This is a genomic window from Pseudoxanthomonas daejeonensis (assembly GCF_022637495.1).
GTDB lineage: Bacteria > Pseudomonadota > Gammaproteobacteria > Xanthomonadales > Xanthomonadaceae > Pseudoxanthomonas > Pseudoxanthomonas daejeonensis.
Genome location: NZ_CP093331.1, coordinates 1763508 through 1787707, shown reverse-complemented (window position 1 = coordinate 1787707; position 24200 = coordinate 1763508). Strand labels below are relative to the sequence as shown.

Below are 24200 nucleotides of genomic sequence, written 5' to 3'. Positions count from 1 at the left end.
CACACCGCCCGGGCTGCGACCGGCATCCTGCCCATGCCAGAATCGCCCCATGGACCCGCATCGCGAACTCACCCCGGCCCGCCGCCTGCGCAGCATCTTCAGCGGCTCGGTCGGCAACCTGGTGGAGTGGTACGACTGGTACGTGTACGCGGCGTTCTCGCTCTATTTCGCCGAAGTGTTCTTCCCCGGCGGCGACCGCACCAGCCAGCTGCTGAAGACCGCCGCGATCTTCGCGGTCGGCTTCCTGATGCGACCGCTGGGCGGCTGGCTGCTCGGGCGCTACGCCGACCGGCACGGTCGCCGCGCCGCGCTGCTGCTGTCGGTGTGGATGATGTGCGGCGGTTCGCTGGTGATCGCGCTCACGCCCGGCTACGCCAGCATCGGCGTGTTCGCCCCGCTGCTGCTGGTCCTGGCGCGGCTGCTGCAGGGCCTGTCGGTCGGTGGCGAATACGGCACGTCGGCCACCTATCTCAGCGAGATGGCCAGCCGCGAACACCGTGGCTTCTGGTCCAGCTTCCAGTACGTGACTCTGGTTATGGGCCACCTGCTGGCGCTGGCGGTGCTGCTGGTGCTGCAACGGGTCCTGGATGCGGACCAGCTGCGCGAATGGGGCTGGCGCATCCCCTTCGCGATCGGCGCGCTGGCGGCGCTGGTGGCGCTGTGGCTGCGGCGGACCATGGCCGAAACCGAATCGTTCGTGCGCAGCGAAGCGGACACCTCGGCCGCGCACCAGCAGCGGCAGGGCACGATGCGTGCCTTGCTGCGGCATCCGCGCGCGCTGCTCACTGTCGTCGGACTCACCATGGGCGGCACGCTGGCGTTCTACACGTACACCACGTACGTGCACAAATTCCTGGTCAACAGCGCCGGCCTGTCGAGCCAGGCGGCTGCGCTGGTCAACGCGTCCACGCTGTTCGTGTTCATGCTGCTGCAGCCGCTGGTGGGCGCGCTCTCCGACCGGATCGGGCGGCGCCCGGTGCTGATCGCCTTCGGCGTGCTCGGTACGCTGCTGACGGTGCCGATCCTGAGCCGGCTGCAGGAAGTGGGCAGCGCGACTCAGGCGTTCTGGCTGGTGCTGCTGGCCCTGGTCGTGCTCAGCGGCTACACCGCGATCAACGCGGTGGTGAAGGCCGAGCTGTTCCCGGTCGAGGTACGCGCGCTCGGCGTGGGCCTGCCGTACGCGCTGACCGTGGCGCTGTTCGGCGGCACTGCCGAGTACGTGGCGCTGTGGTTCAAGCGCGCCGGCATGGAGAGCGGCTTCTACTGGTACGTCACCGCGTGCATCGCAATCTCGCTGGTGGTGTACGTGCTGATGCCCGATACGCGTCGGCATTCGCGCATCGACATGGACCACGCACGCTGATCCCCTGACGAAGGAACCGCATGGACCACACGCCCGCCTCCCCGCCCCACCTGCTCGTGATCGGCGGCGGCTTCGCCGGCCTCTGGGCCACGCGTGCGCTGGCGAAATCGCCGCTGCGGATCACCCTGCTCGATCGCAGCAACCACCACCTGTTCCAGCCACTGCTCTACCAGGTCGCCACCGCCGGCCTGTCGGCGCCCGACATCGCCGCACCGCTGCGGCACATCCTGCGCAGGCAGCGCAATGTCGAGGTGCGACTGGGCGAAGCCAGCGCCATCGATGCGACCGCCCGGCAGGTCACATTGGCGGACGGCAGCGTGCTCGGGTTCGATTACCTGCTGCTGGCCAGCGGTGCCACGCACGCCTACTTCGGCCACGACGAATGGGCCGCGCACGCGCCGGGCCTGAAATCGCTCGACGACGCGCTGCACCTGCGCCGCAAGCTGCTGTTGGCCTTCGAGCGCGCGGAAGCCTGCGAGGATCCGGCCGAACGCACGGCCTGGCTCAGCTTCGCTGTCGTCGGCGGCGGTCCTACCGGCGTGGAGCTGGCCGGCACCCTGGCCGAGATCGCGCGCCACACGCTGAAGGACGAGTTCCGCCGGATCGATCCGGCCAGCGCGCGCGTGCGCCTGGTCGAGGCCGGGCCGCGCGTGCTGGCGTCGTTTCCAGAGGAGTTGTCTGACAAGGCGCGGCGGCAGCTTGAACGCCTCGGCGTGGAAGTCTCGACCGGCGTGCCGGTGACCGCGATCGACGACGGCGGTTATCGCCTGGGTGAGGACTACGTGCCCGCGCGCACCGTGGTCTGGGCGGCAGGCGTGGCGGCTTCTCCGCTGGCGCGTTCGCTGGGCGTACCGCTGGACCGCGCCGGCCGTGTATCCGTCGAGGCGGACCTGAGCGTGCCCGGGCATCCGCACGTCTTCGTCGCCGGCGATCTGGCCGCGGTACAGCGCGCGGACGGACCGCCGGTGCCGGGCGTGGCGCCGGCGGCCAAGCAGATGGGACGGCACGTGGCGGCATCGCTCCGGGCACGGCTGGCGGGTGCGCCGGCCCGTCCGTTCCGTTACCGCGACTTCGGCAACCTGGCGACCATCGGCCGCATGGCCGCGGTGGTCGACGTGCACGGCTTCAAGCTCTCGGGGCTGCTCGCATGGTGGTTCTGGCTGGCGGCGCACGTATTCTTCCTGATCGGCTTCCGCAACCGGCTGGTGGTGCTGCTCAACTGGGCCTGGGCCTACTGGAGCTACCAGCGCGCGGCGCGGATCATCCTCGGGGGCCGGAGGGAGGGTGAGCCCTCGGGTGACGCCCCGGGGTAGGCGACGCGCTCGCCGCCCACCTCGCCACGTCCTCGCGGCGAGCCGCTCTGTGGCCCGGGCTGAATGACAATCGGCGCCGGCGCTGCGATCCTTTCCCCGTCATCCAGCGAACGCGACGGCCGTGTCCTTCCTCTTGCTCGTATTCGACCTGCTCGGCACGTTCGTGTTCGCGCTCAGCGGCGCCACCCTGGCGGTGCGCCAGCGGCTGGACCTGTTCGGCGTGCTGGTGCTGTCCTGCGCGGCGGCGGTCTCCGGTGGCATCGCGCGCGACGTGCTGATCGGTGCGCAACCGCCCGCGGCACTGGCCGACTGGAGCTACCTGGCGGTCGCCATGCTGGCCGGCGTGGCCACCTTCTACTGGAGCGCCGTGATCGAGCGCCTGCGCAATCCGGTGCAGCTGTTCGATGCGGCCGGGCTGGCGCTGTTCGCCGTGCTGGGTACGAGCAAGGCCTTGGCCTTCGGGCTTTCCCCCTTCGCCGCGACCCTGCTCGGGATGATGAGCGGCATCGGCGGCGGCATCGCCCGCGACCTGCTGGTCGCACGCACGCCGGTGGTCCTGCAGGCCGAGCTGTACGCGGTCGCCGCGCTGCTCGGCAGTGGCGTGGTCGCGCTCGCGCACGTCACCGGCTTGCCGCAGTACCCGGCAATGGCGGCCGGTGCGCTGGCCTGCTTCGGCTTGCGCTACATGGCAATCCGCCACGGCTGGCACCTGCCGGTGGCGCGGGTGCCAGAAGAGCCCTGAAACTCCACCGCTTCTCCGCGCGTATCGGCGCGCATGCACTGCTGACGCGTTCGACACGGGTGGCACTTTCATCCGACCGGCCGCACCGCATCGGATGCATCCTCCCCAACGCAAACGGCCCGGGCTTTTGGCCCGGACCGTTGCACTTTCTGGTTGACGCGACCGCTCAGGCGGCGAGCAGCGCCTTCATCTTCTTCATCGCGTTCGCCTCGATCTGGCGGATGCGTTCGGCCGACACGCCGTATTCGTCAGCCAGCTCCTGCAGCGTGACCTTGCTGTCGGCATCGAGCCAGCGGCGGGCAATGATGTCGCGCGAGCGTGCATCCAGCACCGCCAGGCCTTCGCGCAGCAGCTGCAGCTGGTTGTCCTCGCTGTCGGCACGCTCGTAGGCCTGCGACGGATCTTCCTCTGCGGCCCGCAGGTAGGCAGCCGGCGACGGCGGCGCGTGTTCGTTGTCCTCGTCGGCCGGCGCGTCGAAGCCGACGTCGCGGCCCGAAAGGCGCGCTTCCATCTCCAGCACTTCGCGCTCGGAGACATTGAGGTCCCGGGCCACGGCGCTGACCTCGGCCGCGTTCATCCAGCCCAGGCGGGTCTTGGCCTTGCGCAGGTTGAAGAACAGCTTGCGCTGGGCCTTGGTCGTGGCGACCTTCACGATGCGCCAGTTCTTGAGGATGAACTCGTGCATCTCGGCACGGATCCAGTGCACGGCGAAGCTCACCAGGCGCACGCCCATGTCCGGGTCGAAGCGCTTGACCGCCTTCATCAGGCCGATGTTGCCTTCCTGGATCAGGTCGCCCAGTTGCAGGCCGTAACCGCTGTAGCCACGGGCCACGTGCACCACGAAGCGCAGGTGCGAATGCACGAGCTCACGGGCGGCGTCCAGGTCTTCGCCCTCGCGGAAGCGGCGGGACAGGGACTGCTCGTCCTCGACGCTCAGCACCGGGATCTGGTGCACCGCGCCGATATAGGCATCCAGCGACCCCAGCGGGCTGGGGATCGGGAGGTTGTTGGGAACGAGACTGGTGGAGCGCAGGGTCTGGGTCATGGCTGTCATCTTAGCAATCGGGAGATTGGACTGCTAACGCCGGACATGGTTCCCAGCATTGCATCCGTGCAACAACAAAAGTGCCCTCAAGCACTTTTCAAATCAATCACTTGCGACGCACGAACTGAACGCAAACCAAGCAGCGGAACGCGATCGTGCCGCACCGGCCACTACAGGGGTGTGAGGTCGGGATGACAGGTTCTCAAGGGGGGCCGCGACCTTGGGTCGCGGCCCTTCCGGGCCTCAGTGGCGGGCCAGCTCGGGCAGGTCGAACACCAGTACCTCGGCGCCCTGCCCGGCCTCGATCCGCACCTGGGCCTCGTCCCGGTACAGCAGCGCGTCGCCGGCGACCAGCACGCGGCCATTGACCGTGGCGGTGCCGCGGACCAGGTGCACGTAGGCCAGGCGTCCCGGCTGGATGGCCAGGGTCTCGGCCTCCTGGCCCTCGAACAGCCCCGCGTACATCCGCGCGTCCTGGTGGATGCTCACCGAACCGTCGGCGCCATCCGGACTGACCACCAGCCGCAGGCGGCCGCGCTTCTCGCTGTCGTCAAAGCGTTTCTGCTCGTAGCCGGGGGCGATCCCGTTGCGCTCGGGGAGGATCCAGATCTGCAGGAAATGCGTCGTACCGGTGCTGTCGTAGTTGAACTCGGAGTGGGTCACGCCGGTGCCGGCGCTCATGCGCTGCACCTCGCCCGGGGTGATGGTTTCGATGTTGCCCATCGAATCCTTGTGGCCCAGCGCGCCTTCCAGCACGTAGCTGATGATTTCCATGTCGCGGTGGCCGTGGGTGCCGAAGCCCTGGCCGGCGGCCACGCGGTCCTCGTTGATCACCCGCAACGGGCCCCAGTGCACGTGGTCCGCATCGAAGTATTCGGCGAAGGAGAAGCTGTGCCAGGAATCGAGCCAGCCGTGGTTGGCATGGCCGCGCTCGGCAGCGGGACGCAGGGTGATCACAGGGCACCTCCGGTGCTGAGGGTGGGAATGGACTGCTGGCGGTCGCGACGCCAGGCATCGACACTGAAGGCGCCGGCGCCATTGGCGGCCAGCATCAGGAAGCCGCCGCCCAGGGCGACATTCTTCATCAGGTGGATGAACTGGTTCTGGTCGCCCAGGTCGGCATGGAACAGCACGCCCGCCGCCAGCGAGAACAGGGCCAGGGTGAGCGCGGTGCTGCGGGTGAAGACGCCAGCGATCACGGCCAGGCCGCCGCCGATTTCCAGCGCGATCACCAGCGGCAGCAGCGCGCCGGGCACGCCCATCGCCTCCATGTACTGCTGGGTGCCGGCGTAGGCGTCCAGCTTGCTCCAGCCGGAGACGACAAAGATCAGGGACAGGCCGATGCGGCCCAACAGCGCAAAAAGGTGGTTCATGGTGGCCTCAAGGGACGCCGGGCGGATGCGCGGAATGCGGATCGGGTAAGCCCTGCGATTGGCCGACAGGATGAACCTGCACAATTATGGAATAAACAGGCTATCTATCCATTGATTGTTCTATTAATGAAATTAAAGCGCACTTCCGGACTCTGGTGACTCGCGGCTGGCATCGTCGCTATTGGTTATGAAGGTTCGACCGGACTGCGGGCCGGCGACGCCGGATCCCGGTCGGACCTCGGCCCGCGGCGGCAGCGACCAGTCGATAGGCGCCTGCCCGCGCCGGGCCAGGTACTCGTTGGCGGCAGCGAAGTGCCCGCAGCCGAAAAAGCCGCGGTGCGCGGACAGCGGCGACGGATGCGGTGCCTTCAGCACCCGGTGCCGGCGTGGATCGATCACCTTGCCCTTGGCCTGGGCGTAGCTGCCCCACAGCATGAACACCAGACCTTCGCGCTCGCTGGCCAGGGCTTCGATGGCGTGGTCGGTAAAGCCCTCCCAGCCCTTGCCCTGGTGCGCGCCAGCACGGCCGTCCTCCACGGTCAGCACCGCATTGAGCAGCAGCACGCCCTGCCGTGCCCACGGCAGCAGGCAGCCGTGGCCCGGTCGCGGCAGGCCCAGCTCGGCCTCGATCTCCTTGAAGATGTTGACCAGCGACGGTGGCACCGGCACGCCCGGCAGCACCGAAAAGCACAGTCCATGCGCCTGGCCGGGGCCGTGGTAGGGGTCCTGGCCCAGGATCACGACTTTCACCGCGTCGAACGGAGTGGCATCGAAGGCGGCGAAGATCTGCGGGCCCGGCGGATACACGCGGGCCCCGGCGGCCTTGCGCTCGCGCAGGAAGTCCGACAACGCCTGCATCTCCGGCCGCGACAGCCAGTCACCGAGGCGCGCCTTCCACGAAGGCTCGAGCCGGACGCGATCCGCGCCGGTCACGGGATCAGTTCGAACGGCTGCCGTCCAGTCGCGCCACGCGCAGCTGGAACAGCACCTTGGTCACCAGCAGCCGTTCCTCGATGGGCTTCTGCACCAGGTCGTTGGCGCCGGCCTTGAGCAGCTCGGACTGGTTGTGCCGGTTGCTGTCGCCGGTCATCACCAGCACCGGCAGGCGGCGCTTGCCGTAGGCGAAGTCGATACGGACCCGCTCGACCACGTCGCGCCCGCTCAGCTCGCCCTTCAGGGTCACGTCGGTCAGTACCAGGTCGATCCGGTCCGGAAGGCGACCCAGCGATTCGGCAGTCAGCAGCCCGAACGCCTCCTCGGCGGTGATCACGTGGATGACCTTGAGCTGCTGGCGCTCGAGCATGCGCTTGGTCGCCTCGGCGACAACCCGGCTGTCCTCGATGTACAGCACCGTGGCGCCGACGATCGGTTGCGGCTGCACGTAGCCGCGGATGAATTCGGCGAGCGCGTCGTGGCCCAGCGACTTGTCGAAATAATCGGTGACGAACTCGGTGAAGCGGCGTTCGACCAGGTGCTGCTGCGCGTCACCGGACACCACGATCACCGGCACGTAGGCCTGCCCGGCCGCCTCGCGCACGCTGCGGGCCAATTCCAGGCCGTCGCCGTCAGGCAGCGAAAGCGCGGTGGTGACCAGGTCGACCGAGCCGGCCTCCAGCGCCGCACGCGCCTCGGCGATGCTCGCGCAGCCGACCACCTGCACGCCCGGCAGTTCGCGCGCGAGCACGTCGGCAATGAGCTTGCGCACCAGCTTGGAGCCGTCGGCGACCATCACCCGCGGCGCTTCGCTGATCAGGTGCTTGAGTTCTTGGGCGGCCATCAGGTCTCCGTGGGCCGGGTCTGGCGCAGGAAGTGTCCGGTTACCACCCGGGCCCCCAGCCACCCCAGCAGGACAGTCGCCAGCAATACCACTGCCGAGTGCAGCGCATCCAGACCCTTGAGTGCGAACTGGCTCCCATAGCTGGCACTGAGGGCGGCCAGCGGCTCGCGCAGCGCCCATCCGGCGGCGGCGATCAGGCCCAGCGCGAGCACTCCGGCGCCGAACCCGTACCACACCCCCAGGTAGAGGAACGGGCGGCGGATGAAGCCGTCGCTGGCGCCGAGCAGCTGCAGCACGCCGATCTCCTCGCGCCGCGACTGGATGTCCAGTCGCACCGTGTTGCCGACCACCAGCAGCGCCCCCAGGCCCAGCACGACCGAAAGCACCTGGACCACGCGCTGGCCGAAGCCCAGCCAGTTGTCCAGGCGTTGCCGCCAGACCGCATCGTGCTGGACCAGGTCGGCCTGGGGCAGCGCCTCGAGGGCGGCCGCCAGGCGTGTATCGCCGCTGCTGTCGTCGCCCTTCGGGGTCACGATCAGCAGCGTCGGCAGCGGGTTCTCGCCGAGCGCATCGAGGGCCTCGCCCAGCCCGCTGCTTTCGCGGAACCCGGCGACTGCCTGTTCGGGCGTGCGGATTTCCACCGCGGCCACGTCGCCACGGTCGCGCAGCGTGCCCGCGAGCTTCGTCGCGGCGCCCGCATCCACGTCCACCTTGAGGAACACGTTGATCTCGCGCGACTGCTGCACGCTGCCGGCGAAATGGCGAAGGTTGTCCATGACGATCGACAGGCCCAGCGGCAGCGCCAGCGCCACCCCCATTACCGCGATCGTCAGCAGCGTGGCCCACGGCTTGCGCAGCACGCGGCCGAGGCTGAAGGCCAGGCCATGCAGGTGCTGGTCGAACCAGACCCTCGGGCGCGATGGCGACGCCGGTGCGGGAACCGCTTTCGTCGTGCCCGCGCTCATTCGGCCAGGTCCTGTGGCGAGATGTCGTCGACCAGGCGGCCATGGTCCAGCACCAGCACGCGCCGCCGCATGCGCCGCAGCAGCGGCAGGTCGTGGCTGACCACCAGTACGCTGGTGCCGCGCTCGGGCAAGCCTGCGAACAGCTCCATGATTTCGGCCGACAGGGTCGGGTCGAGGTTGCCGGTGGGTTCGTCGGCCACCAGCAGTTGCGGCTCGGCGATGATCGCCCGGGCAATGCCCACGCGCTGCTGCTCGCCGGCGGACAGCTGCGACGGCAGTGCCTTCTCGCGATGGCCCAGGCCCATGCGCTCGAGGACCGAACGCACCCGCTTGCCAATCTCGGCGCGACGGGTACCGCGCAGGATCAACGGCAGGGCGACGTTCTCGCCGATCGTGCGGTCGGTGAGCAGGCGATGGTCCTGGTAGACCACGCCGACGTCGCGCCGGTGCAGGGCCACCTTGCCGCCGCGGGTGCGTTGCAGGTTGCGATCGCCGAACAGCACGGCGCCGCGGCTGGGCCGCTCGGACAGGTGGATAAGCTTGAGCAGCGTGCTCTTGCCCGCTCCGGAATGTCCGGTGACGAACAGCATCTCGCCTTCGGCCACGTCGAAACTGACATCGACCAGCGCCTGGTGGCCGCCGGGATATTGCTTGCTGACGTTCTCGAATCGCAGGACGCTCATGCGGCGATTATGTCGGAGCGCCTTCCTGCGCGACAGGGGCTGCTCCCTGCGAACCGGTTCCCCGCAGGCATGCGTGCGCTGCAGGGACCGGAAAGGCCGGCGGTATCAAGGCCGGCCTCCATGGTGGCGCGGATCAGCCGCCCGGTACGAGCGAGCGCAGCTTGCGGCCGATGCGGGTCAGGAACGAATCCTTCTTGCCGGCAGGCGCGGCAACCGGCGCCTGGTGCGTGGCAGGTACCTGCGACGGTGCGGTGTCCGCTCCGCCGGCAGGCGCTACGCCATCGACCGGCTTGCCATTGCGCCGGCGACGGCGCTTGCGCGGACCACGATCGCCTTCGGCCTGCGCCTCGCCTGCCGGCCTGGCGCCCTGGGGCGAGCGCGGCGGACGCGTGTCGGCGGCCGGTTGCGGACTCTCGCCGGCCGCGCCGCTGGCCACTACCGCTTCCCCGGTGGAGACCGCGGCCGCCGGCTTGCGACGTGGCTTGCGCTCGCCTTCGCGACGCTCGCCGCCACCGCGGCTGCCACCCGGGCCGCCACGCGAAGAAGGACGCCCGCCACCACGACGCTCCTCGTCGGCGGCGCGCTGCTCGCGTGCCTCGCGGAAGATCGAGCCGATGCTCTCGTTCTCCTCGCCCGCGTCCTCGCCTTCGACCCGCTCGCGCGGTGCCCGCGGAAGCGGGGTCATCAGTTCGCGGGTCACCGGCTCGGTCGGGATCTTCTGCTCGATATAGGCCTCGATGTCCGGCAGGCCCATCGCATAGCGCTCGCAGGCGAAGCTGATCGCGTCACCCTCGGCGCCCAGGCGCGCGGTGCGGCCGATGCGGTGGACATAGTCCTCCGCGTCGAACGGCAGGTCGTAGTTGTAGACGTGGCTGACACCGTCGATGTGCAGGCCGCGCGCGGCCACGTCGGTGGCGACCAGGATTTCAAGCTGGCCCTTCTGGAAGCGGTTGAGCAGGCTCTCGCGCTTCTTCTGCGGGACATCGCCCGACAGCACGCCGACCCGGTAGCCGCCGCGCTCCAGCGCACGCGCGACGCGCTCGACGAACGCCTTGGTGTTGACGAACACCATGGTCCGCGCGCCCTCGCTGCGCGACAGCAGGCCCAGCAGCAGCGGCACCTTCTCGTCGTCGGCGGGGAAATACATCTTCTGGCGCACGCGCGCGGCAGTGATGAACTCGGTTTCCACGACGAGCTTTTCCGGCTCGTTCATGTGCTCATACGCCAGCTCCAGCACGCGATGGCTAAGGGTGGCCGAGAACAGCAGGGTCTGGCGCTCGGTGCGGATCGGCATCCGCCGCAGCAGGAATCGGATGTCCTTGATGAAGCCCAGGTCGAACATCCGGTCGGCTTCGTCCAGCACGCAGATCTCGCAGGCGTGCAGCGACACGACCTTGTGCTGCTTCACGTAGTCGATCAGCCGGCCCGGGGTGGCGATGATCACGTCCACGCCCTTCTGCAGCAGCTCGCGCTGCTTGTCGTAGTCCACGCCGCCGTAGACCAGGGCGAAGCGCAGCCCCAGTTCGTCGCCGAACTTGACCGCGTCCTTGTGGATCTGGATCGCCAGTTCGCGGGTCGGCGCGAGGATCAGCGCGCGCGGATCCTCGGGCTTGCGTTCGGCCAGCGCGGGCCGCGTCAGCAGGCGGTTCATCACCGCGACCAGGAACGCGAGCGTCTTGCCCGTGCCTGTCTGCGCCTGTCCGGCGACGTCGCGGCCGGGCAACGCGACCGGCAGGGTCAGCGCCTGGATCGGAGTGCAACGGGTGAAACCTGCGGCTTCCAGTCCCGCAAGCAGCGAGGGGTGCAGGTCGAAAGAGGAAAAAGCTACATCGGTCAGCGGTTTGTCGCTCATCATCCAGTCTTCATGAGGCCGGCACACTGCGTGGCGCGCGGCGGTCTTGCATCGGTTTCCAGTGCGACGCACACTGCGCCGCGGCGTCGCATCACGCGGGCGTCGGGGGGGCGATTGACCCCTTGACTTCTCCGCGGAACGCCCCAGTTTAACCTAAAGGCGCCATCCGGCCTGCCGGGCCGGCGCCGGCAATCCACGGAGATACCAAGTGAACGACAAGGTGATGCACGTCGGCGACGCCGATTTCGACAGCGCCGTGCTGCAGTCCCAGGAACCGGTCCTGGTCGATTTCTGGGCCGAATGGTGCGGTCCGTGCAAGATGATTTCGCCGATCGTCGATGAACTGGCCCAGGCCTACGATGGCCGGATGAAAGTGGCCAAGGTCAATATCGACCAGAACCGCGCGACCGCGATCAAGTACCACGTCCGCTCGATCCCGATGCTGCTGCTGTTCAAGGATGGCCAGATCCAGGCCACCCAGGTCGGCGCCGTCGGCAAGGGCCAGCTGACCCAGATGATCGACAAAACCCTCGGCGCCGCGGCCTGAGTGGTCGGGCGGGGGCGCCGGAACGGCCCTCCCGCCTGCGCTGAACCCTGACCTGAACCCTCGCGGCGGCCTGCTTGCCGGCGCCCCGGGAGCGGTGTTAGTGTCTCCAAGACCGGCCACAGATCCGTGGTCGCGTCCTGTCCGGGGCTATCGCCGGACCACCCATCCCACCAGGATCCAACGCCCGCACCGGGCGCTCGCGCCTACCAGCGAGGAATCGCAATCTTGTCCGAGAACACCCTGCCTGAAACGCCCGGGAGCGATGACGCACCCGCCGAGAAGCGTGCACGCAAGCGCGTGAGCAAGCCGGCCGACGCCGGCGCCAGCGAGGCTGCCGCTGCACCGCCGCCCGCCGCTCCGGCCCCGCCACCGCCCCAGGCTCCCCAGGCCTCCGCCCCGGCCCCGTCCGGCGGCGACGCCCCGTCAACCCATGCGCCAGGCGACAACGCCGGCGGCCAGCATGGCCAGAACAACCCGCAGCACGGCGGCGATGAAGCCCGCGAGGGCGGCCGCAACAACCGCCGCGACCGCTTCCGCAACCGCCGCGACCGCGATCGCAACCGCCCGCGCGACGACGGCGGCATGCAGGACGACAACAACAACAACCAGATGCCGCATCCGCCGCGGCCGCATCCGAGCGTGCCGGAAGGCTTCCCGCAGTATTCGCTGGGCGACCTGAAGCGGATGCCGGCGCACAAGCTGATGGAGATCGCCGAGCAGCTGCAGATCCACGAAGGCGTGGCCCGTGCCCGCAAGCAGGACGTGATCTTCGCCCTGCTCAAGGTGCTGACCCGCCATGGCGAAGGCGTGGCCGCCGACGGCGTGCTGGAAATCCTGCCCGACGGCTTCGGCTTCCTGCGCGCGGCCGAGGCCAGCTACCTGGCCGGCCCGGACGACACCTACATCTCGCCCAGCCAGATCCGCCGCTTCAACCTGCGCACGGGCGACCACCTGAGTGGCCGCATCCGCTGGCCCAAGGACGGCGAGCGCTACTTCGCCCTGTCGGTGGTCGACACCATCAACGGCGAGCCGCTGGAAGCGTCCAAGAACAAGAACCTGTTCGAGAACCTCACGCCCCTGTTCCCGCGCAAGCGCTTCCGCTTGGAACGCGGCGACGGCTCGACCGAGGACATCACCGGCCGCATCCTCGACCTGATGGCGCCGCAGGGCAAAGGCCAGCGCGCGCTGATCGTCTCCCAGCCCAAGGCGGGCAAGACGATGATGATGCAGCAGATCGCCACGGCGATCACGACCAACCACCCGGACGTGCACCTGATCGTGCTGCTGATCGACGAGCGCCCGGAAGAAGTGACCGAAATGCAGCGCACCGTGCGCGGCGAGGTCATCTCCTCCACCTTCGACGAGCCGGCCGCGCGCCACGTGCAGGTCGCCGAGATGGTGATCGAGCGGGCCAAGCGCCTGGTCGAGCACAAGAAGGACGTGGTCATCCTGCTCGACTCGATCACCCGCCTGGCGCGCGCCTACAACAACGTCGTGCCCAGCTCCGGCAAGGTGCTGACCGGCGGCGTGGACGCCAACGCGCTGCACCGCCCGAAGCGTTTCTTCGGCGCGGCGCGCAACGTGGAGGAAGGCGGCTCGCTGTCGATCATTGCCACGGCGCTGATCGACACCGGCAGCAAGATGGACGAGGTGATCTACGAGGAGTTCAAGGGCACCGGCAACTCCGAGGTGCACCTGTCGCGTCGCATCTCCGAGAAGCGCGTGTTCCCGGCCATCGACATCAACCGCTCTGGCACCCGCCGCGAAGACCTGCTGATCGAGCCGGAACTGCTGCAGAAGATCTGGATCCTGCGCAAGCTGCTGCACCCGATGGACGAGATCGGCGCGATGGAGTTCATGCTCGACAAGATGAAGAACACCAAGTCCAACGACGAGTTCTTCAGCTCGATGAAGCGCTGAGCCCCGCAACGGCCATCCTGAGAAAAGCCCCGCATCGCGGGGCTTTTTTTTGCCCGCCGGATGCCGCGCCACGCTCGTGAACCGCGGCTGGCGTCACGCCCTGCCGGCGGTCTCCATGGTCGCGACGGACGGCCCGGCATGCGATCCTTGCGCCATGACCGACCTCGTCTCCAGGAGAGACATATGAAGCGTTCCGTTGCCCTGTTGCTGCTCGCCATGTTCTCGCTCGCCACGCTCTCCGCCTGCAACACCATGGAAGGCCTGGGCAAGGACGTGAAGAAGCTCGGCCAGAAGGTCGAGGAGAAGGCCAGCAACTGAGGGTCGGGACCGCCCGATCACGCATGACGAAGGCCGGCCTGCCGGCCTTCTTCTTTATTCCCGGACGCAGTCCCGGTGCGGCACCCGACCGTCGTACGCGCCGCAACGGTTTCGGCTGCCCGCTGCCGGCGGCGTAACCAGGCACAACCCGCCCGGGTCGTCATTCGCTGGATGGACCCTTTCGCAGCGCGGATCCGGGGGCGGATCACACGCCCTGGCGCTGGGCCACGGTCCGGACTGGCAAGGACGTCCACGGGACTGCCGGCACTGTCGTCCCTGCCCGCCCACTCACCGGCACTGGAAGTCGTCTTCGCCCAGCGGACCGCAGCCGTCACCCCAACGACCGGTCTGCCGCCAGTAGTCGACCACGCCGGTTTCCGCCAGCAGCTTCTTGAAGTCCGGATGCGCGCGCACGTTCGAATACGGCGCGTTCCAGAGCGCGACATACGGCGGCGGCGCCATGGCGCCTTGCTGGAATCCTTCCCAGCCGGCCAGGTCCCGGCGCATCGCGGCCACGGCCAGGTCGGCATCGCCCAGCGCGTCGGCCACGCTGGTCCACAGGTAGGCGACACCACTGCCACCGCCGTAGGCCTCGTCGGCGAGTGCCCTGCGCACCAGGGCGAGCATCGCCTCGCGGTCGTCCAGCACCGCCCCCAGGTCGCGGAAGAACGGCGTGTCGAACTCGCGACCCTGCCGCAGCAGGCGCGAGTGCAGTTCACGCAGGTCTTCCGGCGCACCGGGCCGCTTGCCCGCCAGCTGGCGGAACAAGGCCAGGGAATCCGGCGACAGCTGGCTGCCCTCCAGGGCGCGGGCGCGCCGGTACTCGGCCTCGGCATCCTCGTAGCGGCGCGCGGCGGTGTAGTCGTACTGCAGGTCGCGCGACAGGTACAAGGCCATGGGCTCGACCGCACGCACCTGCTCGACCAGCGCGATGGACTCTTCCAGGTGGCCCATCGCGTAGATCATGTAGGCGTAGTCCCAGACCCGCTCCTTGGTCGGCGGCCCGGAATCCACGACCTGCCTGGCCAGGTCGATGGCTTCGGCGCGCCTGCCCCCGCGCCACAGCGCATTGGCGCGAACCAGCTTGCCGACCCAGCTGTCCGGTGCGATGCGTGCGATCTCCGTGCGAACCTGGAGCGCCTCGTCCCGCAGCGGCCCGCCGCGCGCATCGCCCAGCTCCAGCGCCATGGAATCCAGCGAACGCGCCAGCAGGTCCCGGCACAGGATGCATCGCGGGTCCAGCGCCACCATCTCGCGCGCCAGCTGCAGGCGTTCGCGATCGTGCTCGAAGTCCAGTTGTCCGCGCATCACGATGCTGCGCCAGCGCAGCAACCGGTCGTAGGCATCCACGCTGGTGGTGCCGCCCTGTTCCCGATTGAAAGGGGCCACGTCCAGCTTCACGCTCAGCGCCTGCGCCACGTCGCGCGCGATTTCCTCCTGCACCGCGAAGACATCGCGCAGTTCTCGCGCGTAGGTCTTCGACCACAGGTGGGTGCCGTCATCGGCGCGTACCAGCTGCGCGGTGACGCGGAGCTGGTCGCCGTCGCGGCGGACGCTGCCTTCCAGCAGGTGGTCGACGCCGAGCTTGTGGCCGATGGAACGCAGGTCTTCGTGCCTGCCCTTGAACGAGAAGCTCGACGTGCGCCCCACCACCCGCAACGACTGCGACCGGGCAAGCTGGTTGAGGATGTCCTCGGCCAGGCCGTCGGCGAGGTACTCCTGGTCGCGGGCGCGGGAAAGATCGGCGAACGGCAGCACGGCCAGTGACGGCTCGCCGACGGCCGAAACCCTTGCCTCCGCTGGCGGCTGGATTCGCCCTTCCCTTCCTGCCAGCCAGACCGCCGCGACCGCCAGCAGCAACGCGACGAAGGCCACGATGGGCCAGGCACGTCGCGGTGGCGGCTGCGTGGCCGCCGTCGACATTCCCGACATCCCGTTCGCCGTAGCGGCCGCAGGCGCGTCGACCTCGCTTCCTGCCGCTGTGGCGGAGACCGCCTCCACGACGGGCAGGTCGAAGCGGTAGCCGATCCCGTACACCGTGTGCAGCAGGCGCGGATGCATCGCATCTTCGCCGAGCGCATGGCGCAGCAGGCTCATGATCCGGTTCAGCACGCCCTGGGTGACGTGACGATGGCCCCAGACCGTGTCCAGGATTTCGTCGCGGGTGAATACCCGGCCGGGCGAGCCGGCCAGCAATGCGAGTACGGCGAACGCCTTGGGTTCCAACGCAAGCGTTTCGCCGTCGCGCACCAGGCGGCGGCCGGAGAAGTCGATGACCAGGCCGTCCAGGACGAGGTTGCTTGGAACAGGCTGCGACATACGCCCCCGGCGATCGTTCACCTCCATCGAGTATAGGCGCGCCCGGCCATCGCCTAAGCCTGTCCCAAGCTTTCCCGCCCGGCCTGCGCCAAGCCTGCGACTGCCCTCAGGACTGCGTCGCGCGGCGGCGCGAAGCTGGTAACGCCGGCACGATCCGGCGCCCGCCACGAAGGGATGGATGCCATGAACGAGCAGAGCAGGCTGGCCCTGGGCCAGCCCCGGTCGCGGCCGGCGACAGCCGACCAGGAGCCGCTGCATTGGCTCGGCCGGTTCTTCTACGGGGCGACCGTGCTGGGACTGGGAACGTTCGGCATCTACATCGTGCTGCGCGCCGCCGGCGCCACGCACCGCAACTTCGAACAGTGGCACGAGCTGGCGGCGGGCCTGCCGATGCCGAGCGCGTCGGACTGGATCGCCAACATCGGCATCGGCCTGCATTTCGTCATGGGCACGATCCTGGTGCTGGCCTGGCCGATCCTGCTTTCGGCCCGGATCCGCGCGCGCCATCGCGCCGTGCACCGCTGGACGGGCCGGGTCTATGTGACCGCAGGCTTCCTCGCCGGGGTCGGCGGCATGTCGTTCATCCTCACCCGCGGCGCGTATGCGCCGGCCGCGTCGATCGCGTTCGCCGTATGGGGATCAGTACTGGCTTCGAGCGCCGTCATGGCCTACGTCCACGCCCGGGCGAAGCGATTCGACCTGCACCGGGCATGGGCCATCCGCCTGTTCGCGATGGTGCTGGGCTCGTGGGTGTTCGACCTCGAGATCCGCGCATGGAACGACATCACCGGCGGCATCGGCGTGGGCAGGGGCAACGTCTTCGGCCTGTTCGACTACGCGATCCTGTACCTGTTCTTCGTCCCGAACCTGCTGGTCGCCGAGTTCTTCATCCGCAACAAGCACAAGCGGCTCGCGCTCCCACGCACCCTGCGATGGCCGCTGGTGGCCGCGCTCGGCGCGATGGGCGTGGTTTTCGCCTATGCGATCGTCATGGTCAGCGCGACCGCGAGCGGGAAGTTCGGCAAGCACCTGCTGCAGGCCGTGGTGGGCTGACGGGATCTATCCACGCACTCCGGCTGGATCGACCCGCCATCGGCACCATGGCCTGCTGGCGTTCCGATCCGCGATGGCCTCACATCGTCCCTCAGGGCGCGTGCAGCCTTTCGATCATGGGCGTGAGCCAGCGCTCGTAGGGTGCCCACTTGGGCTGCTCGCGTACCTGGATTCCGTCGCGCACCTGCACCGCGCTGGCGGTGACCACCGCACGTCCCGAGCCCGGAAGGAGCATCGCCGCGTCGTACGGGATTCCACAGAACGCCGCGACCCGCTGCATCTCGCCCGCGGGATCGCGGGTGAGGCGACCGTAGTCCACCTCGAGGATGCGGTCGGGATGGCGGCTGCGCCACTGCGCCATCAGCGACGCCTGCAGGCGATGGTAGTCGGCCAGTTCGATCGGGTCGTAGCTGTAGGCATTGGCCTCGGAGAACAGCTCGCGCAGGTTGGAGAAGCAGGTTTCGACCGGATCGCGGGCCATGTGCAGGATGCGCGCGTGCGGCAAGGCCTCGAGGATGAAACCGACGTTGAGGAAATTGGACGGGAGCTTGTCGACGAAGCAGCGCGCCGGCCCGAGCCGCCACTCCAGGCCATCCAGGTAGCGTTGCCCTGCCTGGGCCAGGTCCGCATCGCCTGCACGCTGGACCACGACGGGATCGATCACGCCCTTGCAATGATGGTCGGTCGCATGGCGCATGGCGCTGGTGAAATCGTAGAGCTCGCCCAGTCCCTGCACGTCCGGATGGCGGTCGAGCAACTGCTCCAGCAGCGTGGTTCCGGAGCGGTGCATGCCGACGATGAAGACCGGACAGCGCCCGGTCGCCGCATCCGACGTCCCCGCACTCTCTCTTTTCGGGCGGAAGCGCGCGAGCGCGCCGAACAACACGGTAGTCGACGCGGTGTCGTACACCAGTCTCGAGCGCTTGGCGCGGCAGGCCAGCACCAGCGCCTGCCATGCCTCTTCGTGTTGCCCGAGATCGTCCAGTTCCTTGTGCAGGGCGAAACCCAGCAACGCCACGTCCTCGGGCTTGCGCCCCGGCCGTGCCAGTTCGCGCCGGATCGCATCGACGTGGTTCCGCCCGGCGGTCTGGCGGCCGATCCAGGCCTGCAGCCAGTAGCCCTGCGCGATCTCCGGCGCGCGCCGCAGCGCCCGCTGCAGGTCATCACCGGCTTCGTCGAATCGGCCCAGGTAGGTCAGCACCTGGGCGCGCGACAGCAGCGTGGGCGGGAAATCGGGATCGGCGCGGCGCGCTTCGTCCAGGAACCCGATGGCCCGGTCCGGAAGGTTCGCGTAACTCAGCTGCGCGGCCACGGCGATCAGCAAGGGGATCGGCATGCGCGACATCGGCAGCAGCCGTTCGATGCAGGCCAGCATCGCCTGCATCTGGTTGAAGGTGCGCAGCCGCGGCAGCAACTCCATCAGCAATGCCGGATCGCTGGCGCCGCTTCGCGCCGACGCCAGCGCATGCTCCTGCGCCAGGCGGTAGTGCCCCGCCAGCGAATGCACGTAGGACAGCTGGACCAGGGTGTAGGCGTCGCCGGGGACCCGGTCCAGCGCCTGCTGGTAGGCGGCGATCGCACCCTGCCAATCCTGGCCCGACGCGCGCTGCTCGGCAGTCGAAAGCAGCGCCCACAGCTCGGGCGGCGCGGGAAACGTCATGCGTGCTCGCCCAGCATTTCGCGCAAGGGCTGCAGCTGCGCCTCGTAGCGACGCCACGCGCCGACCGCACGCTGGTGCACGCCTTCGCGGACCTGGCTGCTGCTGGCGGTGGAGACGGGCGCGGTGTTGCCCGCGATGTCATGCAGGCTGGCGTGCGCTGGCAGGTCGAGGAACGGCAACAACGAGGCGGCCACCGAAGCTGGATCGCGTACCAGCGCTTCGTAGTCGACCACGCGGACCGACTCCGGAGCGACGCGCGCCCAATGCGCCGTCCAGCGCCGCACGTTGCGACAGTGACCGGCCAGGTCTTCCAGCGCGTAGCTGTAGGGGTAGGCGCCCCCCTGGAACAGCTCCTTGAGGTTGGAAAAGCAGGCGTCCATCGGCTCGCGGCGCAGGACGAGCACGCGCGCCCGTGGCAGCGCGCGCAGGATCGCCGGGATGCAGAACAGGTTGAGCGGATTCTTGTCGACCAGGTGACTGACGGACGGCGCGTCGCGACGCACACGTCGCAGGTAGCGCTCGCCCACGTCCGCGCGCGCGGCCATTTCCATCAACTCCGGCACGCCGCTGCGCAATGCGGGATGGAAGAAGTGTCCGCTCGCCTCGGAAATGGCCGCGGCCAGGTCGTTGCGTTCGCCCAGCGAATGCACCTGTGGATGGTTGCCGAGGACGCGGTCCAGCAAGGTGGTGCCGGTGCGAGGCATGCCGACCACGAATACCGGGCGCGGCCCGGTTGCGTCGCCGGATCCGGGCGACGCCACAGGGGCATCCATCAGGGTCTCGAGCATCTCGGCTTCGAGGCGCGCGCAGAAGGCATCGCGGCGGTGCATGAGGGCCGCGCCGCTCGACAGGGCGTCCCACGCCGCGGCGGTGTCGCCGGCGTCATCATGCTCGCGGAACCGGGCATAGAGCAGGTGCGCGCGGGCGGCGTCATCACTGGCGTCCTGCAACGCACGCTGCAGCCGTGGCAGGCGCGACAGCGGCGGATTCGCGCGCGAATGCGTTGCCAGCGCCCAATGTGCGTCGGCCATTCCGGGCGACAGGGCGAGGCAGGCCTCGTAGTGGCGTTCGGCGGCCGGCATGTCACCCAGGTAGCGCAGCACGTTGGCGCGGGTGAGGTGCAACAGCGGATGCGGCGTGATCAACGGCTCGATCGCGTCGAGCAGGCGCAATGCGTCGGCGTAGCGGCCGGACAGCCACAGGTGCTGGGCCAGCGCCGGCGAATGTCGGATCACCTCCGGGTCGCGCCAGTCCGCGGACATGATCAGCAAGGCGACTTCGCCTTCCTCGGCGAAGTCCAGCAACCGGCCGCTGACATAGCCGATATTGCGCACGCCGATACCGCGGCGGACGGCCCCGGCCGCATGCAGCGCATGGGCGCGCGCCGGTCCGTAGCGGTCGGCGAACTGCTCCAGTCGGGACATGCGCAAACGCGCCGGAACGTGGTCCGGCTCCTGGGCCAGGATCGACGCATACAAGGGCTGGGCCTGTTGCCACGCAGCGGCCGCCTCCAGCCGCTGGGCCGCCTGCCAGGATTCGGTGACCGACTGCATGGCGCCCATCTGGATTGGATGCCCAAGCATAGCCGGCTCCATGGGCGATCGCGCGGCACCGGGCGCTATACCAACAAAAAAAAGGCCGCCTTGCGGCGGCCTGGAGAGTAAGTACCGCTAAGTGGTTTTTTTCTGGATCAGAAGTCGTACTGGACCATGAAGCGGACGGAGCGCGGCGCCTGGAAGCTGCGCGGCACCAGGTAGGTGTTGAGCGGCACGCCCGTGGTGCCGTCCTCGGCCACTTCGGTGACCGACGTGACCTTCTGGCTGTCGAACACGTTGAACACGTCGATCTTGAACGCCAGGCCGCTCGCCCACTTCGGGAAATAGGCGATGTTGAGGTCGATCGAGTTGGTCCAGGGAAGGCGCCCGGCGGTACCGCGCGGCACCGGCTCGGACGGACCGTTGACGCCGCCAGCCTCGGTGGTGCCGCAACGGAAGAACGAAGCGCCGTACGGATGGATGCCGCCGTGGTACGGGTACAGCACGCCGAGGCAGTTGATCGGACGGCCGGATTGCACCAGCAGGTTGCCACCCGCCGACCACTCGTCGTTGATCTGGTAGTTGCCGAATACCTTCAGGCTGTGGCGGCGGTCGTTGGGCAGGTAGCCGTACGAATCGACGGCCAGTTCCTTGTAGTCGAAGTCCTGGGTGACGCTGGTATCGGACTGGCCGATGTCCGACTTCACGCCGCCCTCGGTGTTGCCCTTGTTCCAGGCCATCGTGTACGACGCGCTGGCGAACCACTTGTCCCAGCTGCCGTCCCAGAACAGCTCCAGCGCCTCGTAGCTGCGCTTGGCCGGCGGAGACAGCAGTTCGCCCGGGATGGTGTACTCGGTCATCACGCCGTTGTTCTCGATGTCGGTCACGAAGACCGAATCGGCGCCCGGGTTGAACATGCGGCAGTACGGGAAGCCGCTGCTCGGCAGAACCGGATCCAGGCCATCTGCCACGGCCATGTCGAAGATCGGCGTGTAGTCGCAGTTGTCGTCGATGGCCGCCTTCAGCTTGCGGTAGGTGCCCTTCACGCCGACGGACTGGTGCTCGGTCAGCTGGTACTGGGTGCCCAGGATGTACTCGTCCTGGTACATCGGATCCAGGTTCTTCGAGGCGATGGTCGCCGCGTTCTTCGGCTCGCCGAATTCGCCGTTGATGTAGCTCAGCGCAGCGCGCGGCGTCAGCCCGATCGGTGCGCCGGTCACAGGGTCGACGCCGGTGAAGTTGAAGTTCTGGCGGGTGAACAGCGAGGCGCTGGCGCCGCGCACGGCCACGCTGGAGGTCAGCGGCAGCGCGTAGCGACCCGCGGTGCCGTAGACCTTCCAGCTGGAGTCGCCGTTGACGTCCCAGGAGAAGCCCAGGCGCGGGGCGAACTGGTTCTCGATCTTGACGTAGGCATCGCCTTCGCCGTTGAAGTTCTCGAAGGTGTCCCAGCGCAGGCCGATATAGGCCTGGAAGGTGTCGGTCACCTGCCAGTTGTCCTCGAGGTAGTAGGCGTGCTGCTCGACTCGCACCGTCGAGCCCTGGTTGACGATCTGCTCACGGACGATGTCGAACTCGTCGCCGGTATTGGCCAGCCCGTCCGGGCCGTTGTTGGTCGAATAGCGCCAGATGCGACCGCCCTCGAGCGACGTGCCGGCCACCGACTCGAAGTCGTCGGTGTCGTAGCCGAAGCCGACGCGGTGGTCGCCAATCTCCCAGTCGAAGTCCAGGCGGAACTGGTCGCGGGTGTCCTTGGAGTCGACACGGTCGATCGAAGTGCCGGTGATGTTGCACGAGCTGGAGTAGGCACCGGTGATCGCCTGGCGATAGCCGGGACGGATATCCGTGATGACCGGGCAACCGGTCGCCGGCTGGTTGAGGTCGCCACCGTATTCCACTTGCTGTCCGTCCGCCGTGACCAGGCGCCGCGAGCGGGAGTAGTCGCTGGTGCCGTACAGCGCGGACACCGTGAAAGCCTCGGTGAGGTAGCCGGTGTAGCGGAAGACGTAGTTCTCGCCGCCCGACTCGGCGTATGAGGTGCCCACGAGGTTGCCGCGATCCAGCTCGCCCACCGTGTTGAGGTAGGTCTTGGTGGTGGTGGTGCGCTTGTCCGACAGGCCGGTGAATTCGAGGTGGTGGTCGTCGGTGATGTTCCAGTCCAGCTTGACCAGCCAGGTGGGATCGCCCTTCTCCGACTCATCGGTATTGGTGCGCGAAAGCACCGTACCCCAGTCCTCCCGGTCGACCTTGCTGTAGGTCAGGACGCCATAGGCGAACAGCTTGTCCTTGACCAGCGCGCCGCCGGCCCAGACCGCAGCCTGCATCCCGCCCAGCGTGTCGTTGGAGTTGTCCTGCCGCAGCTTGCCCAGGTCGCCGGGCACGAGCGGGTTGGAGTAGTACGTGTTTGCCACCTCCGAACGCAGCGAATCGGGCGACCAGAAGATGTTGCCGCCGGCCTGGAAGTCGTTGGTGCCGCGCTTGGTCACCTGGTTGACCACGCCACCGAGCGAGCGGCCGAACTCCGATCCGTAGCCGCCGGTCATGGTCTGCTGTTCGGCGATCGCCTCGAACGGCACCTGGGCGAAGTTCAGGCTGCGGTACGAGTTGGTGATGTTGAAGCCGTTGACGTAGTACTGGTTCTCGGCGACCGAGGAGCCGCCGAACGAGGCCAGGTTGCCGAAGGCTGTGTCGCCACGGACCGTGCCGGGCGCCAGCAGCGCGACCGAGGTCGCATCGCGCAACACGGGGATCTTGGCCATCTGCTCGGCGGTGAGGATGCTGGTGGAAGCGACCGAGGACACGTCGATCGGGTTGACCGCGCGCGTACCCACCACGGTTACCCCGTCCAGTTGAGTGGTTCCGCCGCCCGCCGCGAAATTGACCGGCGTACCGGTACCCACGCTGACGGTGACGTCGCGCACCGCGGTGCTGCCATCGGCGCGCTTGAGGGTGACGCGGTAGCTGCCGGGCTGGATCGAAGGCACCCGGTATCCGCCATCGGCACCGACCACGAGCTCGCGCCGGAAGCCGGTGGCCGGATTCTCGATGACGACCGTTTCGCCGGACGCCGCCTGGCCGAACAACGCGCCGGTGGCCTGCTGTGCATGTACTGCCGAGGTGAAGCACAAACCCAGCGCCACGGTCAGCGCGCTGCGCCGCAAGTTGCGGTTCAGAGATGAGCGTTTCATGTTTTCCCCGAATAAGAAGTGGCCCGGAAGGGCGTTCCAGACCGTGACTTATGGCAGGGGTCATGGTCAATAGTCAGGGAAGGTTCACGTTACATATTTGTTTAAATCGTGACTTAAGTCACGAATTTAATGAAAATGTACGCCTTGATTAACAAAAATCAAACGATTCAAGCCGTCCATCTGAGATCCGGAGGAATGAGCCCTTATGATTTTTGGGAATTACAGGCCCGGAACCAGACCATTCCGGACGCAACGGTATGGAAAAGCGCGGTGGTGTGACATCCCGGCATCGATGGCGACGGTGCGCATCACGGTGCTGACCATCCAGTGCCCGGCCTGGCTGCGCATCTTCGCCACCCAGACCTGATCGCTGGTTCGAACGCCGCCGCACACCCCGAGGAGGAGCCTCCGTTAGCGCGCCGCGGGCCACGAGTGCGGACCCGGGGGGCGACCCTGCCTGCGGGGCGGCCGGGGCCGCCATAGCCGGGTGTGGCCAGGCCGGCGTGGGCCGCGCGGGAATGGACCCGGCCCACCCATGGTGTGCACGGCG

General features: G+C 68.3%; 18 protein-coding genes and 1 pseudogene. 7 read left to right on the top strand and 12 right to left on the bottom strand.

The window, feature by feature from the left end; translation table 11 throughout:
- Positions 1 to 49: 49 nt before the first annotated feature.
- The 3 genes from MNQ95_RS07990 (at position 50) to MNQ95_RS07980 (ending at position 3418) form a co-directional block, all read left to right on the top strand.
- Entirely contained in the window at positions 50 to 1363 is a 1314-nt protein-coding gene (locus MNQ95_RS07990; protein WP_241952523.1) for an MFS transporter, read from the top strand.
- A 20-nt stretch (positions 1364 to 1383) separates the two neighbouring features.
- On the top strand, positions 1384 to 2676 hold the full coding sequence (locus tag MNQ95_RS07985) for an NAD(P)/FAD-dependent oxidoreductase (RefSeq protein ID WP_241952522.1): 1293 nt from the start codon (positions 1384 to 1386) through the stop codon (positions 2674 to 2676).
- 121 nt (positions 2677 to 2797) lie between these two features.
- Positions 2798 to 3418 carry a trimeric intracellular cation channel family protein gene (locus MNQ95_RS07980; protein ID WP_241952521.1) on the top strand — a complete coding sequence of 207 codons (621 nt, stop codon included), beginning with the start codon at positions 2798 to 2800 and terminating at the stop codon, positions 3416 to 3418.
- Between the two features lie 166 nt (positions 3419 to 3584).
- On the opposite strand, the gene rpoH is transcribed toward MNQ95_RS07980, so the two are convergent.
- The 8 genes and pseudogenes from rpoH to rhlB all read right to left on the bottom strand — a co-directional run bounded on the left by rpoH (position 3585) and on the right by rhlB (position 11113).
- A complete protein-coding gene (gene rpoH / locus MNQ95_RS07975; RefSeq protein WP_241952520.1) occupies positions 3585 to 4463 on the bottom strand; it encodes an RNA polymerase sigma factor RpoH in 879 nt (292 codons plus the stop codon).
- 243 nt (positions 4464 to 4706) lie between these two features.
- Positions 4707 to 5420: a pirin family protein gene (locus MNQ95_RS07970; protein ID WP_241952519.1), complete on the bottom strand. Its 714-nt coding sequence runs from the start codon at positions 5418 to 5420 to the stop codon at positions 4707 to 4709.
- On the bottom strand, positions 5417 to 5836 hold the full coding sequence (locus tag MNQ95_RS07965) for a DoxX family protein (RefSeq protein WP_162410015.1): 420 nt from the start codon (positions 5834 to 5836) through the stop codon (positions 5417 to 5419). Before MNQ95_RS07965 ends, MNQ95_RS07970 begins: the two co-directional genes overlap by 4 nt.
- A gap of 240 nt (positions 5837 to 6076) precedes the next feature.
- A pseudogene (gene ung, locus MNQ95_RS07960) lies at positions 6077 to 6769 on the bottom strand (uracil-DNA glycosylase); the annotation flags it as partial.
- A 4-nt stretch (positions 6770 to 6773) separates the two neighbouring features.
- Positions 6774 to 7613 (bottom strand): response regulator, encoded by an 840-nt coding sequence (locus tag MNQ95_RS07955; protein ID WP_241952518.1) that lies wholly within the window; start codon positions 7611 to 7613, stop codon positions 6774 to 6776.
- Positions 7613 to 8578 carry a permease-like cell division protein FtsX gene (gene ftsX / locus MNQ95_RS07950; protein ID WP_241952517.1) on the bottom strand — a complete coding sequence of 322 codons (966 nt, stop codon included), beginning with the start codon at positions 8576 to 8578 and terminating at the stop codon, positions 7613 to 7615. Before ftsX ends, MNQ95_RS07955 begins: the two co-directional genes overlap by 1 nt.
- Positions 8575 to 9261, bottom strand: a complete 687-nt coding sequence (gene ftsE, locus MNQ95_RS07945) for a cell division ATP-binding protein FtsE (protein ID WP_241952516.1) — start codon at positions 9259 to 9261, stop codon at positions 8575 to 8577. The genes ftsX and ftsE overlap by 4 nt, the downstream gene beginning before the upstream one ends.
- 133 nt (positions 9262 to 9394) lie before the next feature.
- Positions 9395 to 11113 (bottom strand): ATP-dependent RNA helicase RhlB, encoded by a 1719-nt coding sequence (gene rhlB / locus MNQ95_RS07940; RefSeq protein ID WP_241952515.1) that lies wholly within the window; start codon positions 11111 to 11113, stop codon positions 9395 to 9397.
- Between the two features lie 208 nt (positions 11114 to 11321).
- On the opposite strand from rhlB, the gene trxA reads away from it, so the two are divergent.
- The 3 genes from trxA to MNQ95_RS07925 all read left to right on the top strand — a co-directional run bounded on the left by trxA (position 11322) and on the right by MNQ95_RS07925 (position 13898).
- Positions 11322 to 11660 carry a thioredoxin TrxA gene (gene trxA / locus MNQ95_RS07935; protein ID WP_162407554.1) on the top strand — a complete coding sequence of 113 codons (339 nt, stop codon included), beginning with the start codon at positions 11322 to 11324 and terminating at the stop codon, positions 11658 to 11660.
- A 225-nt stretch (positions 11661 to 11885) separates the two neighbouring features.
- Positions 11886 to 13580: a transcription termination factor Rho gene (gene rho / locus MNQ95_RS07930; RefSeq protein ID WP_241952514.1), complete on the top strand. Its 1695-nt coding sequence runs from the start codon at positions 11886 to 11888 to the stop codon at positions 13578 to 13580.
- Between the two features lie 183 nt (positions 13581 to 13763).
- A complete protein-coding gene (locus MNQ95_RS07925) occupies positions 13764 to 13898 on the top strand; it encodes an entericidin A/B family lipoprotein (RefSeq protein WP_162410022.1) in 135 nt (44 codons plus the stop codon).
- Positions 13899 to 14186: 288 nt separating this feature from the next.
- Here MNQ95_RS07925 and MNQ95_RS07920 read toward each other — a convergent pair whose 3' ends face one another.
- Positions 14187 to 16217, bottom strand: a complete 2031-nt coding sequence (locus MNQ95_RS07920; protein WP_241952513.1) for a winged helix-turn-helix domain-containing protein — start codon at positions 16215 to 16217, stop codon at positions 14187 to 14189.
- A 183-nt stretch (positions 16218 to 16400) separates the two neighbouring features.
- Between MNQ95_RS07920 and MNQ95_RS07915 the strand changes: the two genes are divergently transcribed.
- Positions 16401 to 17270 (top strand): DUF2306 domain-containing protein, encoded by an 870-nt coding sequence (locus MNQ95_RS07915; protein ID WP_241952512.1) that lies wholly within the window; start codon positions 16401 to 16403, stop codon positions 17268 to 17270.
- Positions 17271 to 17361: 91 nt separating this feature from the next.
- Here the strand turns inward: MNQ95_RS07915 and MNQ95_RS07910 are convergent, their stop codons facing one another.
- The 3 genes from MNQ95_RS07910 to MNQ95_RS07900 all read right to left on the bottom strand — a co-directional run bounded on the left by MNQ95_RS07910 (position 17362) and on the right by MNQ95_RS07900 (position 23650).
- Positions 17362 to 18930 carry a tetratricopeptide repeat-containing sulfotransferase family protein gene (locus MNQ95_RS07910; protein WP_241952511.1) on the bottom strand — a complete coding sequence of 523 codons (1569 nt, stop codon included), beginning with the start codon at positions 18928 to 18930 and terminating at the stop codon, positions 17362 to 17364.
- The gene (locus tag MNQ95_RS07905) at positions 18927 to 20513 is read right to left on the bottom strand and encodes a tetratricopeptide repeat-containing sulfotransferase family protein (protein WP_241952510.1); all 1587 of its coding nucleotides are present in this window, start codon (positions 20511 to 20513) and stop codon (positions 18927 to 18929) included. Before MNQ95_RS07905 ends, MNQ95_RS07910 begins: the two co-directional genes overlap by 4 nt.
- Positions 20514 to 20620: 107 nt before the next feature.
- Positions 20621 to 23650, bottom strand: a complete 3030-nt coding sequence (locus MNQ95_RS07900; protein WP_162410027.1) for a TonB-dependent receptor — start codon at positions 23648 to 23650, stop codon at positions 20621 to 20623.
- Positions 23651 to 24200: the final 550 nt, after the last annotated feature.

Coding starts and splice junctions, on each gene's coding strand:
- MNQ95_RS07990 (WP_241952523.1), top strand. CDS start 50: ATGGACCCGCATCGCGAACTCACCCCGGCCCGCCGCCTGCGCAGCATC.
- MNQ95_RS07985 (WP_241952522.1), top strand. CDS start 1,384: ATGGACCACACGCCCGCCTCCCCGCCCCACCTGCTCGTGATCGGCGGC.
- rpoH (WP_241952520.1), bottom strand. CDS start 4,463: ATGACCCAGACCCTGCGCTCCACCAGTCTCGTTCCCAACAACCTCCCG.
- MNQ95_RS07965 (WP_162410015.1), bottom strand. CDS start 5,836: ATGAACCACCTTTTTGCGCTGTTGGGCCGCATCGGCCTGTCCCTGATC.
- MNQ95_RS07955 (WP_241952518.1), bottom strand. CDS start 7,613: ATGGCCGCCCAAGAACTCAAGCACCTGATCAGCGAAGCGCCGCGGGTG.
- ftsX (WP_241952517.1), bottom strand. CDS start 8,578: ATGAGCGCGGGCACGACGAAAGCGGTTCCCGCACCGGCGTCGCCATCG.
- ftsE (WP_241952516.1), bottom strand. CDS start 9,261: ATGAGCGTCCTGCGATTCGAGAACGTCAGCAAGCAATATCCCGGCGGC.
- rhlB (WP_241952515.1), bottom strand. CDS start 11,113: ATGAGCGACAAACCGCTGACCGATGTAGCTTTTTCCTCTTTCGACCTG.
- MNQ95_RS07925 (WP_162410022.1), top strand. CDS start 13,764: ATGAAGCGTTCCGTTGCCCTGTTGCTGCTCGCCATGTTCTCGCTCGCC.
- MNQ95_RS07920 (WP_241952513.1), bottom strand. CDS start 16,217: ATGTCGCAGCCTGTTCCAAGCAACCTCGTCCTGGACGGCCTGGTCATC.
- MNQ95_RS07915 (WP_241952512.1), top strand. CDS start 16,401: ATGAACGAGCAGAGCAGGCTGGCCCTGGGCCAGCCCCGGTCGCGGCCG.
- MNQ95_RS07910 (WP_241952511.1), bottom strand. CDS start 18,930: ATGACGTTTCCCGCGCCGCCCGAGCTGTGGGCGCTGCTTTCGACTGCC.
- MNQ95_RS07905 (WP_241952510.1), bottom strand. CDS start 20,513: ATGCTTGGGCATCCAATCCAGATGGGCGCCATGCAGTCGGTCACCGAA.
- MNQ95_RS07900 (WP_162410027.1), bottom strand. CDS start 23,650: ATGAAACGCTCATCTCTGAACCGCAACTTGCGGCGCAGCGCGCTGACC.